Origin of the sequence: Novosphingobium capsulatum NBRC 12533, assembly GCF_001598375.1 — a bacterium.
Taxonomy (GTDB): Bacteria; Pseudomonadota; Alphaproteobacteria; order Sphingomonadales; family Sphingomonadaceae; genus Novosphingobium; species Novosphingobium capsulatum.
Map to the genome: position 1 here is coordinate 104,178 of NZ_BCYV01000009.1, position 14,854 is coordinate 119,031.

General features: G+C 63.5%; 17 protein-coding genes. 5 read left to right on the top strand and 12 right to left on the bottom strand.

What is annotated here, in order from left to right; genetic code table 11:
• Window positions 1-86: 86 nt before the first annotated feature.
• The 8 genes from rseP to rpsB form a co-directional block, all read right to left on the bottom strand.
• Window positions 87-1,235 carry an RIP metalloprotease RseP gene (gene rseP, locus SCA01S_RS08965; protein WP_171793861.1) on the bottom strand — a complete coding sequence of 383 codons (1,149 nt, stop codon included), beginning with the start codon at window positions 1,233-1,235 and terminating at the stop codon, window positions 87-89.
• Window positions 1,232-2,395, bottom strand: coding sequence for a 1-deoxy-D-xylulose-5-phosphate reductoisomerase (locus SCA01S_RS08970; protein ID WP_062784956.1), 1,164 nt, complete (start codon window positions 2,393-2,395; stop codon window positions 1,232-1,234). The genes rseP and SCA01S_RS08970 overlap by 4 nt, the downstream gene beginning before the upstream one ends.
• A complete protein-coding gene (locus SCA01S_RS08975; protein ID WP_062784958.1) occupies window positions 2,392-3,135 on the bottom strand; it encodes a phosphatidate cytidylyltransferase in 744 nt (247 codons plus the stop codon). Before SCA01S_RS08975 ends, SCA01S_RS08970 begins: the two co-directional genes overlap by 4 nt.
• The gene (gene uppS, locus SCA01S_RS08980; protein ID WP_051146413.1) at window positions 3,122-3,766 is read right to left on the bottom strand and encodes a polyprenyl diphosphate synthase; all 645 of its coding nucleotides are present in this window, start codon (window positions 3,764-3,766) and stop codon (window positions 3,122-3,124) included. The genes SCA01S_RS08975 and uppS overlap by 14 nt, the downstream gene beginning before the upstream one ends.
• 77 nt (window positions 3,767-3,843) lie before the next feature.
• Complete coding sequence (frr, locus tag SCA01S_RS08985; RefSeq protein ID WP_022677322.1) at window positions 3,844-4,401, bottom strand: ribosome recycling factor; 558 nt, start codon at window positions 4,399-4,401, stop codon at window positions 3,844-3,846.
• Between the two features lie 3 nt (window positions 4,402-4,404).
• Entirely contained in the window at window positions 4,405-5,130 is a 726-nt protein-coding gene (gene pyrH / locus SCA01S_RS08990) for a UMP kinase (RefSeq protein WP_022677323.1), read from the bottom strand.
• A 224-nt stretch (window positions 5,131-5,354) separates the two neighbouring features.
• Window positions 5,355-6,281, bottom strand: coding sequence for a translation elongation factor Ts (tsf, locus tag SCA01S_RS08995; protein ID WP_062784959.1), 927 nt, complete (start codon window positions 6,279-6,281; stop codon window positions 5,355-5,357).
• 124 nt (window positions 6,282-6,405) lie between these two features.
• Window positions 6,406-7,161, bottom strand: a complete 756-nt coding sequence (rpsB, locus tag SCA01S_RS09000) for a 30S ribosomal protein S2 (protein WP_062784960.1) — start codon at window positions 7,159-7,161, stop codon at window positions 6,406-6,408.
• A gap of 508 nt (window positions 7,162-7,669) precedes the next feature.
• Here rpsB and SCA01S_RS09005 point away from each other — a divergent pair.
• Window positions 7,670-7,978 carry a hypothetical protein gene (locus SCA01S_RS09005; protein WP_022677326.1) on the top strand — a complete coding sequence of 103 codons (309 nt, stop codon included), beginning with the start codon at window positions 7,670-7,672 and terminating at the stop codon, window positions 7,976-7,978.
• Here SCA01S_RS09005 and SCA01S_RS09010 read toward each other — a convergent pair.
• On the bottom strand, window positions 7,947-8,747 hold the full coding sequence (locus tag SCA01S_RS09010; protein WP_084390886.1) for a CDP-alcohol phosphatidyltransferase family protein: 801 nt from the start codon (window positions 8,745-8,747) through the stop codon (window positions 7,947-7,949). The two genes, SCA01S_RS09005 and SCA01S_RS09010, sit on opposite strands and share 32 nt — an antisense overlap.
• A gap of 2 nt (window positions 8,748-8,749) precedes the next feature.
• The gene (locus SCA01S_RS09015) at window positions 8,750-9,499 is read right to left on the bottom strand and encodes a phosphatidylserine decarboxylase (protein WP_022677327.1); all 750 of its coding nucleotides are present in this window, start codon (window positions 9,497-9,499) and stop codon (window positions 8,750-8,752) included.
• Between the two features lie 200 nt (window positions 9,500-9,699).
• Between SCA01S_RS09015 and SCA01S_RS09020 the strand changes: the two genes are divergently transcribed.
• Window positions 9,700-9,984 (top strand): hypothetical protein, encoded by a 285-nt coding sequence (locus SCA01S_RS09020; RefSeq protein WP_062784963.1) that lies wholly within the window; start codon window positions 9,700-9,702, stop codon window positions 9,982-9,984.
• Here SCA01S_RS09020 and SCA01S_RS09025 read toward each other — a convergent pair.
• Complete coding sequence (locus SCA01S_RS09025) at window positions 9,966-10,625, bottom strand: S24 family peptidase (RefSeq protein ID WP_022677329.1); 660 nt, start codon at window positions 10,623-10,625, stop codon at window positions 9,966-9,968. The two genes, SCA01S_RS09020 and SCA01S_RS09025, sit on opposite strands and share 19 nt — an antisense overlap.
• A gap of 105 nt (window positions 10,626-10,730) precedes the next feature.
• Here SCA01S_RS09025 and SCA01S_RS21730 point away from each other — a divergent pair, with 105 nt between their 5' ends.
• The 3 genes from SCA01S_RS21730 (at window position 10,731) to SCA01S_RS22170 (ending at window position 12,698) form a co-directional block, all read left to right on the top strand.
• Window positions 10,731-10,973 carry an Ogr/Delta-like zinc finger protein gene (locus SCA01S_RS21730; RefSeq protein ID WP_082209206.1) on the top strand — a complete coding sequence of 81 codons (243 nt, stop codon included), beginning with the start codon at window positions 10,731-10,733 and terminating at the stop codon, window positions 10,971-10,973.
• Between the two features lie 186 nt (window positions 10,974-11,159).
• The gene (locus SCA01S_RS09030) at window positions 11,160-11,921 is read left to right on the top strand and encodes a hypothetical protein (RefSeq protein ID WP_062784965.1); all 762 of its coding nucleotides are present in this window, start codon (window positions 11,160-11,162) and stop codon (window positions 11,919-11,921) included.
• A gap of 639 nt (window positions 11,922-12,560) precedes the next feature.
• Window positions 12,561-12,698 (top strand): hypothetical protein, encoded by a 138-nt coding sequence (locus SCA01S_RS22170; protein WP_157088910.1) that lies wholly within the window; start codon window positions 12,561-12,563, stop codon window positions 12,696-12,698.
• Window positions 12,699-12,732: 34 nt separating this feature from the next.
• On the opposite strand, the gene SCA01S_RS09035 is transcribed toward SCA01S_RS22170, so the two are convergent.
• Window positions 12,733-14,709, bottom strand: coding sequence for an Ivy family c-type lysozyme inhibitor (locus SCA01S_RS09035; RefSeq protein WP_167542882.1), 1,977 nt, complete (start codon window positions 14,707-14,709; stop codon window positions 12,733-12,735).
• Between the last annotated feature and the right edge of the window lie 145 nt (window positions 14,710-14,854).

The following is a 14,854-nucleotide window of genomic DNA, read 5'->3' on the forward strand; positions in this document are numbered from 1 at the left end:
GGAAAATAATGCGCCTTCGGCCTACCGAGCCCCCTGCCCGGCCGCTGGCCGATCATCCTGCGCCCATGCGGCGCCAACCAAACCGGTCAGCCGCCGAAAACCTTTGCTCCAAACAGGCCATGCGCACCGAACAGGTCGAGCGAGGCAACATCGTTGACCGTGACGATCAGCATCAGGGCCACTACCAGCGCCAGGCCGGTGCGAAACGCCCATTCCTGGCCGCGCGCACTGACCGGCCGGCGGCGCACCGCCTCTGCCAGGTAGAAGGCCAGATGCCCCCCGTCGAGCACGGGAATTGGCAAGAGATTGATGAATCCCAGATTAATCGAAATCAGCGCGACGAAGAACACGAACGGCTGCCAGCCCGAGACCAGCTGCTCGCCAGAGAACTTGGCGATCTTGATCGGGCCGCCCAGTTCCTTCACCTCGCGCCGACCTGTTGCGATCTGCACGATGCCGGTGACCATGGTGTCGACAATGCCGCGCATCTGCCGTGCGCCATCGGCCACTGCCGCCAGCGGGCCGACACGGACCAGTTCGACACTGGCCGGGCCCACCCCGATAAATCCGATTTTCTGAACGTTGCCAAAGCGATCGGAATCCGCGCGGGTGCCGGCAACCACGGGCAGCGTCTGGCGCTTGCCACCGCGTTCCACCACCAGGTCAAGTGGTTCGCCGGGATGCTGCGCCACGGTCATCTTGACGTCGAGGAAAGTATCGACCGCGCTTCCGCGCATCGCCACGACGCGATCGCCCACGCGCACGCCAGCCTTTTCCGCCACCGAGCCGGGCTGCACCACGCCGATCACGGGCGGCACCACGAGCTTGCCATAGGCCATGGTAAAGCCCGACAGGATGACCAGCGCGACGAGCAGATTGGTAACCGGGCCCGCCAGCACGATCAGCGCGCGCTGCCACAGCGCCTTGGCCTGGAACGTGCGGTTGCGCTCTGCCGCCGGCAATGCCAGCCATTCCGACGTCGGCTTGCTCGTCGGGCTCATGTCTCCGGCGAACTGGACATAACCACCCAGCGGCAGCAGCGAGAGCTTCCAGCGCGTGCCGCGCTTGTCGGTCCAGCCGATCAGTTCACGGCCAAAACCGATCGAAAAGACATCGGCCTTTACCCCGCACCAGCGACCGACCAGATAGTGACCCAGTTCGTGAAGGAAGACGAGTGGCCCCAGCACGAGCACGAAGCCCAGAAAACTGATCAATAGGCCGGGGGTCTGCATCAACGAACGGGCTCCATATGCGCATGTGTGCGCAAGCGGGCTTCGTGGTCAACCGCAATCACATCTGCCAGGCAGGCAGGCGGCGGCGGCAGGCCACGATCCAGCACAGCCTGCACACATGCCACGATTTGCGTGAACCCGATCTTACCAGCCAGGAACGCAGCCACCGCGATTTCATTCGCGGCATTAAGCACGGCCGGCGCTGCGCCCCCGGCGATCACCGCCTCGCGCGCCAGGCGCGTGGCAGGAAAGCGCGATTCGTCGGGCTGGCGAAACGTGAGTTCGCCGATCTCGGCAAGATCGAGCGGCGCACAGGGCGTGTCCATCCGCGCCGGCCAGGCCAGGCACGAGGCGATCGGCACGCGCATATCTGAAGGACCAAGCTGCGCCAGGGTAGAGCCATCGCGATATTCGACCATCGAATGCACGATCGATTGCGGATGGACCAGGATGCGCAGCCGCTCCACCCCCACGGGGAACAGGTGAAACGCCTCGATGAACTCGAGCCCCTTGTTCATCATCGTGGCCGAATCGACGCTGATCTTGGCGCCCATAGACCAATTGGGGTGCTTCACCGCCTGGGCCGGGGTGGCATGGGGCAGGCGATCGGCCGCCCAATCGCGGAACGGGCCGCCACTGGCCGTCAGCGTGATCATCCGCACATGCTCGGGCGCATTGCCCGCAAGGCACTGGAAGATCGCGTTGTGCTCCGAATCGACCGGCAGCAACGTGGCGCCGCTGCGCGCCACGGCCGCGGTCATCACCTCGCCCGCGGAAACCAGCGCTTCCTTGTTGGCCAAGGCCACGGTGCGGCCACATTCGATCGCCGCCATGGTAGGCGCCAGGCCGGCACAGCCAACGATCGCGGCGACAGTAATGTCGGCGCCGCGCGCGGCCGCCTCGACCAGGGCGTCCGGGCCGGCGGCCACGGCGATATCGGTGCCAGCAAGCGCCGCACGCAGCTCCGCCAGGCGGGCAGGATCACCGACCACGGCCAGGCGCGCGGAAAATTCGCGGGCGAGCGCGGCCAGTTCGGCCACCTGGGCATGGGCGGTCAGCGCCTCGACGCGGAAGGCAGCGGGATTGCGGCGCACCAGATCGAGCGTCGACGTGCCGATCGAACCGGTCGCGCCCAGGATGGTGATGGAACGTTGCGCGGTCATGCCGGTGCCCCCAGCGCCCAGGCGGTGCCGACGATGATGGCCACCGGCAACAGCCCGTCAACGCGATCGAAAAAGCCGCCGTGGCCCGGGATGAGGCGCGAGGAATCCTTGACCCCCGCCCGCCGCTTGAGCCACGATTCGTAGAAATCGCCCGCCTGCGCCGCCACTGCCAACACGGCACCGGCCAGGGCTGCCACACCCAGGTTGGCGATGTGCAACGCCTCTGCCAGGCTCGGGCCGGTGGGGCCAAGGCCGCTGATCAGCCAGGCGCCGCCCAGCGTGAACAGCCCAGTCCACAGCCCAGCGGCGGCCATGCCACCGGCCAGGCCCGACCAGGTTTTCGACGGGCTGATGCGCGGCGCAATCTTGGGGCCGCCGAGCGCACGGCCGGTGAAATAGGCGCCCGTATCGGTGCAGATCACCAGGCCCATGACCGCCACCAGCAAGGGCGTGGGCATCACGATCAGCGCCAGGGCGCCCCAGCCGATATAGACCGCGCCGGTAATGACCCCGGCGACCATGCGCGCCGGATCGGGCGCGATGCGTGCCACCAGGCGAACATATTCGCCAAATACGACCAGGCCGACAGCCGCGATGAAGGCATCGAGCGCCACCCCGCCGCGCCACACGGCCAGGCCAGCCACGCCCAGCATGACCACGGCCGACGCCAGGCGCACGGGCAGGTCGGAACGCTTGGCCGGTTGCGGTTGTGCGGCCACGGCGGGATCAACGTCCGCCAAAGCGCCGCTCCCGCTCGGCAAACTGATCAAGCGCGGCGCGCAAGTGATCGGGGGTGAAATCGGGCCACAACACCGGGGTAAACACCATTTCGGCATAGGCGGCCTGCCACAGCAGGAAATTCGACAGCCGCACCTCGCCCGAAGTGCGGATCAGCAGGTCGAGCGGCGGCAGGTCTGCCGTATCAAGCTCGGCCGCGATGGTTTCGGGCGTGATCTCGCCCTTGGCAGCGGCGCGGGCGGCGGCGCGGGCAATTTCCTGCTGCGAGCCATAGTTGAGCGCGATTGCCAGCGTGAGCCGGGTATTGCCGGCGGTGCGCGCCACGGCATCATCGATCAGTTGCACCAGATCGGGCGCCAGCGCGCGATATTCGCCGATGATCTTGAGCCGCACGCCATTGCGGTCGATCTCGTCGATATCGCTGCGGATGAACGCGCGCAGCAGGCCCATGAGATCGGAAATCTCGTCGGCCGGGCGCTTCCAGTTCTCGGAACTGAAGGCATAGAGCGTCAGCGCCTCGAGCCCCAGGTCGCCCGCGGCGCGCACGGCCGCGCGCACGGCTTCCACGCCGCGCTTGTGGCCAAACGCACGGGGCATGAACCGCTTCTTGGCCCAGCGCCCGTTGCCATCCATGATGATGGCAACGTGGCGGGCCAAGGGGGCGCCATCGCCCCCGTCGCGAACCTGCGGCACGGGAACCGGCGCGGCGCTCACTTGCCCAGGATTTCCTTTTCCTTATGGGCGGCAGCGTCGTCCACGGCCTTGATCGTCTCGTCGGTCAGCTTCTGGACTTCGGTTTCCAGGCGCTTGCGCTCGTCCTCCGAGATTTCCTTCTTGGCCTCGTCGGCCTTCAAGGCTTCCATGCCATCGCGGCGCACGTTGCGCACGGCGATGCGGGCGCCTTCGGCATACTTGCTGGCCAGCTTGGCCAGTTCCTTGCGGCGTTCCTCGGTCAGGTCCGGGATCGGCAGGCGCAGGTTGTTGCCGTCGTTGATGGGGTTGAGGCCAAGGCCGGCAGACCGGATCGCCTTTTCCACCGGGCCGACGTTGGACTTGTCCCACACCTGCACCGAAAGCAGGCGCGGTTCGGGGGCAGACACGGTGGCCAGCTGGTTCAAGGGCATGTGGCTGCCATAGACTTCGACCGTGATCGGATCGAGCAGCGCGGTGTTGGCGCGGCCGGTGCGCAGGCCGGCGAGATCGCCCTTGAGCGATTCGACAGCGCCCTTCATGCGGCGCTCAAGATCGCCTTTGTCATACTTTGCCATGGATCAGGCTTCCTTCCGAACGATGGTCTGCGTGCCCTCTCCGGCCAGCACGCGGGCAAGGTTGCCCTGCTCGCGGATCGAGAACACGACGATGGGAATATTGTTGTCGCGGCACAGCGCCACGGCCGAGGCATCCATCACCTGCAGGTTGTGCGCCAGCACGGTGTCATAGTCGATGGTGTCAAAGCGCTTGGCCGCCGCATCCTTCTTGGGATCGGCATTATAGACGCCATCGACGCTGGTGCCCTTGAACAGCGCATCACACTGCATTTCGGCCGCACGCAGCGCTGCGCCGGAATCGGTGGTGAAATAGGGCGCGCCCACGCCGGCGGCAAAGATCACCACCCGGCCCTTGGCGAGATGGCGTTCGGCGCGGCGGCGGATGACGGGTTCGCACACCTGGTCCATCTGCACGGCCGATTGCACGCGGGTGTCGACGCCCAGCTTTTCGAGGGCGGACTGCATCGCCAGTGCGTTCATCACCGTGGCCAGCATGCCCATGTAATCGGCCTGGGCGCGGTCCATGCCCTTGGCAGCGCCAGCCATCCCGCGAAAGATGTTGCCACCGCCAATAACCAGGCAGATTTCGAGGCCGGTTTCCTTGGCAGCCTTCACTTCGGCGGCGAGCGCGGCGACGAAATCGGTATCGATGCCGAACTGCTGGTTGCCCATGAGCACTTCGCCGGAAAGCTTGAGCAGGATGCGCTTGAACTTTGCAGGGGTGGTCATGGGGCGTCCGGGTCTCGCAAAAAAGGGTCGGGATGAAGGCGGGTTGGCGCGCAACCGGCGGCCCCTCCACCCCTGGTCGCGCCCTTATACGCAGCGCACAGGCCCTGCCAAGGGCGCCGCTGCGGTTTTCGCAAACGCAAACGTCCCCGCTGCAACAGGAACCCGGCGCATTGCCGCACGGGCAAGGCCAGGCCCCGGTTGCGCGGGGACGCGAAAAGCGATGCTTACTTGATGCCGGCAGCGGCCGCCACTTCGGCGGCGAAGTCGGTCTCTTCCTTTTCGATGCCTTCGCCCAGCTGGAAGCGGACGTAGTCAACGAGGGCGATCTTGGTGCCAGCAGCCTTGCCAGCCGCTTCGACGACCTGGGCGATCGGGGTCTTGTTGTCCATCACGAACAGCTGCGACAGCAGGGCGTTTTCCTTGGCATACTTGGCCACGGCGCCATCGACCATCTTGGCCTGCACTTCGGCGGGCTTGCCGCTTTCAGCTGCCTTTTCAGCCGCGATCTTGCGTTCGCGGGCGATCAGCTCGGCGTCGAGGTCTTCGGCATTGAGCGCCAGCGGGAAAGCAGCGGCGATGTGCATCGCGATCTGCTTGCCGAGCGGCTCGAGCACGTCGGCGCCAGCTTCGGATTCGAGCGCGACGAGCACGCCGATCTTGCCGAGGTTGGTGGCAGCGGCGTTGTGCATGTAGGGCACGACGATGCCGTTCGACACAGCGACGTGCTTGATGCGGCGCAGCTGCTGGTTTTCACCGATGGTGGCAACGTTGTTGGTCAGCTTGTCGGCCACGGTGCCGCCGTCCGGATAGGCAGCAGCCTTGAGAGCTTCCACGTCGGCCGCGCCGGTTTCCAGCGCCACTTCGGTCGACTTGCGCACGAAGTCCTGGAACTGCTCGTTCTTGGCGACGAAGTCGGTTTCCGAGTTCACTTCGACGGCGACGCCCTTGGTGCCCGAAACGGCCACGCCCACGAGGCCTTCGGCGGCGGTGCGGCTCGACTTCTTGGCGGCGGCGGCAAGGCCCTTGGCGCGCAGCGCGTCAACCGCGGCTTCGAAATCGCCGGCGGCTTCGTCGAGCGCCTTCTTGCAGTCCATCATGCCGGCGCCAGTGCGCTCGCGCAGGTTCTTCACGTCAGCGGCGGTGTAAGCCATCGCGTTTGTCCTTTGTCTGAAACGGTGCGGCCGCGGCTGCACGCGCCGCGGCCCTACTTCATGAAACGGGACAATTCGGTGACGGCGCCGATCGCGGCGCCGCCCCCGTCATGTCAGCCTGCAATCAGCCTTCGACGGCTTCTTCGGCGACCGGCTCGTCCAGCGCGCCCAGGTCCACGCCCGAAGCATAGGCAGCGTCACGGCCGCCCTTGGTGGCAGCGGCGGCCACGGCTTCGCAATAGAGGCGGATGGCGCGGCTGGCGTCGTCGTTCGCCGGGATCGGGAACGCGATGCCTTCGGGCGAGACGTTCGAATCGAGGATCGCCACGACCGGGATACCCAGCACGTTGGCTTCCTTGATCGCCAGTTCTTCCTTGTTGGCGTCGATCACGAACATCACGTCGGGGATGCCGCCCATGTCGCGGATACCGCCGAGCGACAGTTCGAACTTGTCACGCTCGCGCGTGAGCTGGAGCACTTCCTTCTTGGTGAGACCGGCGGTGTCACCCGAAAGCTGTTCTTCCAGCGCCTTGAAGCGCTTGATCGAGCCCGAGATGGTCTTCCAGTTGGTGAGCATGCCGCCCAGCCAGCGGTGGTTGACATAGTGCTGACCCGAAGCGCGGGCGGCCTGGGCGATCGGTTCCTGCGCCTGGCGCTTGGTGCCGACGAACAGCACCTTGCCGCCGGCCTGCACGGTGGCCGAGATGAACTCGAGCGCGCGCGACATCAGCGGAACGGTCTGCGACAGGTCGAGGATGTGGATGCCGTTGCGGGCGCCGAAGATGTACGGCTTCATCCGCGGGTTCCAGCGGTGGGTCTGGTGGCCGAAGTGGGCACCGGCCTCGATCAGTTGCTGCATGGTGACGACGGGAGCCGCCATAATCATTTCCTTCCGGTTTCACCTCTGGAGCGCTGGAACCGCGCGGAGAACCCGCAGCTGGCACCGGTATGTGCGCGCCCCATGTGGACTGGCCCTGCTGTCATGATGGCGGCGGAAATGCCGCGAATCACCGCTGGGCTGCGGCGCCCATAGCGCGCGCAAAGCGGCAATGCCACCGGAAATGCCCTTAGCAGTGATTCGCGGGGATAACCTGCCCGGCGCAGGCAAAACACGCCCTGGCGCAACTGTTCCACGCCCGAATCACCGCGCCGCGAACACTGTTTCATCGATTTTCGACATAAGCACAAACACTTAGCATGAGCGCAGATGTGTTTGAAATTCCAGTTGACGCACCGGAACAAAAGTGGAACATTTGGGGCGTCGACGGGCCAAACAGGAACCGTTCAGGAACGATCGAGTTATCCACAACACAAGCGCTTGCTGTCAAGCCTTGGGCACAGGACGCCCTGCTTGGCACCTGCCCTCTTGTCTTCGGAAAGGCATCGCCATGCTCGCCATTCTCGCTTCGCTCGTCATTGCCGGCGCCGGCGTTGCAGCCCTGGTTGCCGTTGCGGCCACCTGGCACGGCCAGCTTGGCGCCATTCGTCAGTTGCTGGCCGATGCCCGCGCGCTGGAACAAGCCGATGCGCTGGACCTCGATCGCGCTTTCCTGGCGCGGCTGATCGACAGCCCGCTGGCCACCGCCGCGCCGGCGACCCCGGCGCTGCCGCCGCTGGTGCGCAGCACGGTGCGCCGCCCCTCGCCGCGCCCGGCCGCTGGCGTGGTTACGAAAGCGACACGGCGCGCTGCCGCTTGAGCCGGGCATAGCGCACCACGCCAACCGGAATGAGCACCAGATAAAGTGCGCAAATTCCCACCAGCGTAAGCCAGGGTTCGGTCAGTAAGGCCGCAAAGACCAGCCCGGTCAGCGCGATAAGTTCCAACCGGATAGTCTTGCGCGGGCGGAACGATGACCAGCCCGGCGTCGCCAAGTTGGAAATCATCATGAAGGCCATGAGCGCGGCCCAGATCGCCACGAAGATCGGCTGGCGAAACTCGTCGCGGCCGCTCGCCACCCACAGGTAAAGCGGCAGGAACGACAGGCCGGCGCCGGCCGGGGCGGGAACGCCAGTAAGAAAGCCGGCAGACTTGTGGGGCTGCTCTTCCATGTCGATGCGGGCGTTGAAGCGGGCGAGGCGCAGGGCGCAGCATACCGCCAGCGCCAACGCAGCAAACCAGCCAAAGCGCGGCATCTGCTGCAACGACCACAAATAGAGAATCAGCGCCGGCGCCACGCCAAACGAGATGGCGTCAGACAGGCTATCCAGCTCGGCGCCAAAGCGCGATTGCGCCTTCATCAGCCGCGCCACACGGCCATCGATGCCGTCGAGCATGCCGGCAAGAATGACCGCCAGCACCGCGCCGCGGAAATCACCACCAATGGCAAAGCGAATACCGGTCAGCCCGCAGCATAGCGCAGCAGAGGTAATGGCATTGGGCACCAGCGCGCGCAGGGTAAGCCCGCGCGGCAGCCGGTGGCGGCCAAAGTCTTCACCCGAAAATGCCTCTTCGTCCTCTGCCGGCAAGGTCACTGGCTGATGCCCTCGATCAGCGGTGCATCGCCGATTTCGGCCAGGATGGTTTCGCCGGCCACCACGCGCTGGCCGATCAGCACCTTGGGCTCCGTGCCGACGGGCAGGTAAACGTCAACGCGGCTACCAAAGCGAATGAGGCCAACCCGCTGGCCCACGGCGACGATGTCTCCGCTCTTGACGAACGGCACGATGCGCCGCGCAACCAGGCCGGCGATCTGCGTGAAGCCGATCTTCACGCCGTCGCTGCGTTCCACCAGGAAGTGCTGGCGCTCGTTTTCCTCGCTCGCCTTGTCGAGATCGGCATTGAGGAACTTGCCAGGAATATAGACCACGCGGCGGATCGTGCCACCGATCGGGGTGCGATTCACGTGCACGTCGAACACCGACATGAAGATCGACACGCGGGTAACCGGCGTCGGGTCCATGGCGGCAAGGCCGCTGCCATCGTCGGCCGAAAGCTCGCGCGGCGGGGCCACCTTCTGGATCAGCGTGATCAGGCCATCGGCCGGCGCCACCACAAAGCGATCGTCACGCGGAGTCACGCGCACCGGATCGCGGAAGAACGCCAGCACCCCCAGCGTGAGGAACACGAACGGCCAGGCCACGATGCTGCCGCCGAAAATGGCCGCGATCAGCGCGATGCCACCGGCAATGGCGCCGAACTTGCGTCCTTCGGGATGGATGGAGGGCCAGGACCAACCGGCATTGCCGCGTCCGCGATTGTCAAAAATGTCACCAGGCATGCCGCCGGTCTAGGCGCTGGCGCGTCGCGCGGCAAGCGTATGGCGCACACCAGTGCCACCAACCGCTGTCAGGGATCGACCAGCGCCGTCCCAACTACATGCAAAGCCTTGTTGTATAAGGAAACTGCACAACAGGGTGGCATCGCGCCGGGCGGCAAATTGGGCTTTTGTGGTGAGGCAACCGCAAAAGGAACCACGCAATGATCCCCCTTCACACCCCGTTCTGGCCCTGCTGGCTGATCAGCTTGGCAGCGACCTGCACGATCACGATTGCCCGGCTGGGGCTGCGCCTTTCGCCCGCCGGCCGGCATGGGCTGGTATGGCGCGAATGCCTCGCCCTGCCGGTATTTCCCACGGTGGCAGCCTGCTATGCCGGCCTGCACCAATGGCAGCCGGCCGCAGCAGCGCTGCTGGCGATGGCGCTGGCCCTGCCCGGCTATCCCCGGCTGGCACGGACCATGGCGCGCTACATCTTGCGGAAATAGGCCACGACGCGGCCCAGCACGTGCAATTCCCCGTCATATGCAGTGATCGGGGAAATGGCAGGATTATCGGCCATCAGCAGCCAGCCGCCATCCTTGCTGGGCCGCAGACGCTTGACGCAGCCCAGCCCGCAATAGCTGACCGCCCAGACCTGATCGGCCAGGCGCGGCACGGCCTGGCTGGTATCGATCAGCAGCAGATCGTTATCGAGAATAGTGGGGATCATGCTGTCCCCGGAACCGCGCGCAATGATCAGACTTTCCGCCGGGGCACGGGTATAGAGATCGAGCCATTCGCGCGGAAACATGCGCTGCACATCGGCGATAGGCTGGTCGATATAGGCGGCGCCCAGGCCGATCGCCAGATCGACCTCGCGCACGGCAACCAGGCCCATGGCTCCGGCAACTACCGAAACCGATGGCGCACGGCGACCATCGTTGGCGGGGTCATCGGTTTCACCGGTGAGATATTCCACGCTCGTTTCGAGAGCGCGGGCTATGGCGTGGATATGGCGCGACCCTTGCGCCCCCTTGCGGATGAGGTGGTTCACGCTCGGCTGTGAAATGCCGACGCGGCGCGCCAGTTCCGCCTGCGACAGGCCCAACGCGCTGATTCGCGCGGCAATGCGATCACCCAGTGTCATGGATAGCGGTTTATAGATTAAACTATAAATCGGCAATTCATTTATCTATTGCCTAGACGATAGATTGGTGCATTATAGATTTATCGATACAGACGGAGATCCACCATGCCATCCCCCACCACGGGGCAGCCGCGCACCGGGCGCCTGCATTGCCCCCATTGCCACCAACCGGGTCAACGGCGGTCGAGCCGGCCGGTTACCGACACCCACCGCGAGATCTATTACCAGTGCACCAATGTGGTTTGCGGCCATACCTGGAAGGCCAGCGAGACCTACGACTATGGCCTGGTGCCCAGCGCCACGCCAAACCCGCAGGTGACGCTGCCACAACGACCGGGCCGGCCGTGAAAGCTCGGGATTCTTTGTGGGGGGCAGCCCTGGCGAGCGGGCTGGAATACTGGTGGTGGCAGGGCTAGACGCCTTTTCCCGCATTAAGTCAGCCACTTCACCGTGGCGTACGCAAAAAGCGCGCTCCAGGGTTTCCGGGCGTTTTGAAGCCGTTTGGCGAACCTTTTTTCAAGGGTGCCAAGGGGCATGACGACCGCAGCTATAGGCGAACTTATTAGCTGGCGCGTCAAGGCTATCCAAGAGGGCAAGCGGTTCGAACGCACCCCGCGTAAGCACAGCTACGACGAGCACGATCCGCGTGCGCAGATCTTCCGCCCGGTGTGTGGCGGACGCACGGCTGAAGCTTTGCGCTGGCGTGACAAGCTCCTCCAAGTGGCGCGCGAATACAACTCGCTGCATAAGAAGAAGGGCGAGCGCGAAGGGCCACTAGGCAGCAATGGCCTATGGGTGCTTGAGGTGCTGCTGGGCTACGTAGATTTTGCCACTGGCCGCTGCGATCCCGCGATCGACACGATCTGCGCCAAGGCCCGCTTGGCCCGCGCCACGGTGGTGCGTGCGATCGAGGCGCTCAAGGCGCATGGCTTCATCGACAAGGTTCGGCGCACGCGGCGGACCGGCCGCTCGGCTTGCGAGGGGCCACAAAGAGAACAAATCACGAACGCCTATGCTTTCGCCACCAAGCTGGCAGCAACTGTGCAGCAGCGATTCGCGCAACTGGTCGGCGGCCGTAAGCGCGCAGAGGCGATCCAGGCGCGAAAAAAGGCTGAGGCGGCCGAGCGCCAGGCGCTGCTGGTCAAGCCACTCTCGGGCCTGGGTAGCGCCCTTCACCCCGACGATCCCAAGCTCGCCCGCGTCCTAGACGCCCTGGGGGCGCATTTCGACAGCCAGCCTTCCTGTGCCCCAAGTGCGAGTTCAGTGGCTAGGGAGTACCCCGCCTCAGGTATCTAAGGGGAAAAGGAATCGCTTCGCGATACGCAGTTTGATGGCGCGGACAGGCCCAAACGACACAGAACGAACGCTCCGGCGTGCTTTGCGGCACCGTCGGACGGAGCGGCTTGCGCCGCTCCGGGGCTCGGCAGGGGCGCCAGGAGCAAAAGCTGTGCCAGATCGCCGACGAAGCGCTTTCCGAGAGGGCGCGCCAGGTGCGTCGAGATGCGTTTGCGTGCACATTGTAATGTGACCGGCCGATAGGCCAGAAAATAACCGGTTTCCAGCCCTTCCCATGTTGCGTGCGATCTCGGCCGACTGCGTAGAAACCATCCCCGAAGCGTGGAGGCGGGGCGTGGGGGCAAGTGCGGCGCACGGGGTCTGGAGAGGATTGGCTGGCCGTGCAAGCCCGATATCCAGCCGCAGCCCTCGTCCGCCGGTTCCATTGACTGTCGAACAGCCCCGCTCGATAAGCCCCGTCGCCACGCGCCGATCGCCATGCAAAGCAACTTATGCGGAAAATCGCATATGGTCGGCTTATGCCATTTCCGGCATAATATGTCACAGGAGATCGCTAATGGTCCATTTGGCACGTTTAGCCCTGCAGTGGGCAACATCATCCATCGCGCCCGCTGGCAGACTGGCTGAACCCAAACGGACTTGGGTAAGCTGTGTGAGCTGCGCCAAAAAATGATCGCCCGGATCGAGAGCGGGCATGACGGCACCAAGCTTTTCTTGAGCTACGCCTTATTTGCCGCACTGGATCTCGAACTGATCGTCGATATCCGCTCCGGGTAGCGAGCACTGTCTAACGAGGATGTGTTTTGGACACTCAGCGCACGTTCAACCGAAAATAGAAATCTCGCCGTGGGCGGGTAAAATCGGATTTTGCACCGACGCGCTTCCATCCCACCTTCATTTGATACGTGCCGTCGGCTTCGATCAATTCGTCACCAGCAAGTTCGCGGTCCGGTGCAGCCGAACCAAACAGCACGACGATACCTCGCGCACTCGAAGGATTAAAAGCCAGCACTTGGCCTTTACGAAGAACCATACGATAACTGCAGGTCTCGACGCCGCCCATGGTTCCCGAAAGTTGGATGGTCCCCCCCGAAGTTCCGCCTGAGCTCATCTTGCAGACTGAGGTTTCCACTGGAAAGGGACCGATGTCACTGGCAAAGCTACCAGTGAACCGCTGGATGTCAGCAGGCTTAAGCAGCGGGGCGCCGATACTCCGATAAACCTCGTTCCTGCCGCTTGAACGGATACCTATCTCGAGTTGCTGCGTCTTTCGGTCTAGGACCAGATAGGCAGTCTCATCCCGGTCGCCCGCACGGCTACCGGTAACCCAAAGAAACGAGTTCTCTTGCGTCAAAACCGACGTTTGGCTCATATTTCTCAAGAAGAGTTCGTAGTCACCGCCGAGTACGTCACGGATTTTGCTGGCAATTACACTTGAATTGAACAGCCCGCTATCGCTTGGTTTCCTACCCACAAAAGCATCCAACGAGTCCCGGTTCGTTGGCGCTGGAGGTCGGGCCTGTACCGGTGCGACTTCATTTTTTGGCGTAAATATATAGGCGATCGCAGCGGCGAGGAATGTCAGGAAAAGCAGGAATACTAGCTGAAAAACGTACCCGACCTGATCCCGCTTGCTGCGTTTGGCCATTTCGGCGCCGACCGCCGCCGAAAGTGCTCTCACGAACCTCAACAACGGCTTTGCCAGTGGGATGTTCGTTACCCCCTTGAACAAAAAGATGTAGGCAAGACCGCCCAGGATCGTGAGCACCACCACGAAGCCAAGTGGGTTGGAGACTACCTGGTTTACGATGTCTGTCGTGAAGCCTGGTTTAATAGGCGGACAGATCGCTGCGCTAACGCGCTTGTCGCCGCACAGGATAGGCTGAATTTGGACCGCGCCCGACCAGAGCGCGAGCGCAGAGAGGATAACACCGACGAAAATGCCAAATAGCTGCAGCGCAGCCCCGCGGGCCGAATCAGCTAAGGCATCCAGCGCTTCCAGCGAAGTTTTGGTGTGGTCGAAATCGTAGAGGATGATTTTGTTAGTCGGCTCAAAACCGTCTTTGACGTCCTTTTTGCGGACAACCCGAGCCAGCAGCGACTGGAAAGCGTCGGCGTAGGCGAGAACGCCCAACGCCTTCTTGTTACTGTCCGGCCGGTTGGACTGGCGGTATTCAACTACGACCTTTGCCAAACCGCGCAGAATGTTGATGCGCCATGACAGGTCTTGCTCAGCTGCGCATCTGCCAGGCTCGAGCCTTGTTATATCAAGTAGTTGATCGGTCCGTGGATCGTGATGATAATGAAAGTGGAATACATCCTTCAGAAAGTAATAGGCTTGCGAAGGCAAGGCATCCGCCACTATCAACTCAAGGGCGGTAGGAGGGTAGTCGACCACGTCCCGGCCGAGTAGTTCGGCCATATTAAACCAAATTCGTACTTCGCCAGTACGGAATATCGCGAAATTCAAGGCAAAGCAGGTAACATGATCCTTCGCGTTGTCGATTAAAGTGAGAATTGCAGACGGCAGACCGTGGAGCTCGCCAGGCGGATTGAGGAGATAACTGTCAAGACGCTCATCCATCTCACGATGGATGCCGTCGATAAGACGCTGACGAATCGCGTCTGTGCCCGGCTCATCATCCGGAGGTAAAACGAGAACTTTGCCCACCAATACCCCATTTCGCTCATAGCGCATCGGGCTTGTCGGGTTCGATGAAGCCTCGTTCAATATATAGGGCGTGTGGCAGGCGTGGGTATTGCCGACAAAGAGGAAGTCCTGCGTCACGGACCTACGTAAAAGGCCGATGAGACCGCCTGGCAGTGGAAAATCTTGCGCAGAACGGCGCTCATGGGCCGCGATAACGCGGGCCCCCTCCACGTCGCAATGCTGATTAACGGTGTGGCACTTACCTCTACCGTCGATCATCCCA

Coding starts and splice junctions, on each gene's coding strand:
- SCA01S_RS08970 (WP_062784956.1), bottom strand. CDS start 2,395: ATGACCGCGCAACGTTCCATCACCATCCTGGGCGCGACCGGTTCGATC.
- uppS (WP_051146413.1), bottom strand. CDS start 3,766: ATGGATGGCAACGGGCGCTGGGCCAAGAAGCGGTTCATGCCCCGTGCG.
- frr (WP_022677322.1), bottom strand. CDS start 4,401: ATGGCAAAGTATGACAAAGGCGATCTTGAGCGCCGCATGAAGGGCGCT.
- pyrH (WP_022677323.1), bottom strand. CDS start 5,130: ATGACCACCCCTGCAAAGTTCAAGCGCATCCTGCTCAAGCTTTCCGGC.
- tsf (WP_062784959.1), bottom strand. CDS start 6,281: ATGGCTTACACCGCCGCTGACGTGAAGAACCTGCGCGAGCGCACTGGC.
- rpsB (WP_062784960.1), bottom strand. CDS start 7,161: ATGGCGGCTCCCGTCGTCACCATGCAGCAACTGATCGAGGCCGGTGCC.
- SCA01S_RS09005 (WP_022677326.1), top strand. CDS start 7,670: ATGCTCGCCATTCTCGCTTCGCTCGTCATTGCCGGCGCCGGCGTTGCA.
- SCA01S_RS09015 (WP_022677327.1), bottom strand. CDS start 9,499: ATGCCTGGTGACATTTTTGACAATCGCGGACGCGGCAATGCCGGTTGG.
- SCA01S_RS09020 (WP_062784963.1), top strand. CDS start 9,700: ATGATCCCCCTTCACACCCCGTTCTGGCCCTGCTGGCTGATCAGCTTG.
- SCA01S_RS09025 (WP_022677329.1), bottom strand. CDS start 10,625: ATGACACTGGGTGATCGCATTGCCGCGCGAATCAGCGCGTTGGGCCTG.
- SCA01S_RS21730 (WP_082209206.1), top strand. CDS start 10,731: ATGCCATCCCCCACCACGGGGCAGCCGCGCACCGGGCGCCTGCATTGC.
- SCA01S_RS09030 (WP_062784965.1), top strand. CDS start 11,160: ATGACGACCGCAGCTATAGGCGAACTTATTAGCTGGCGCGTCAAGGCT.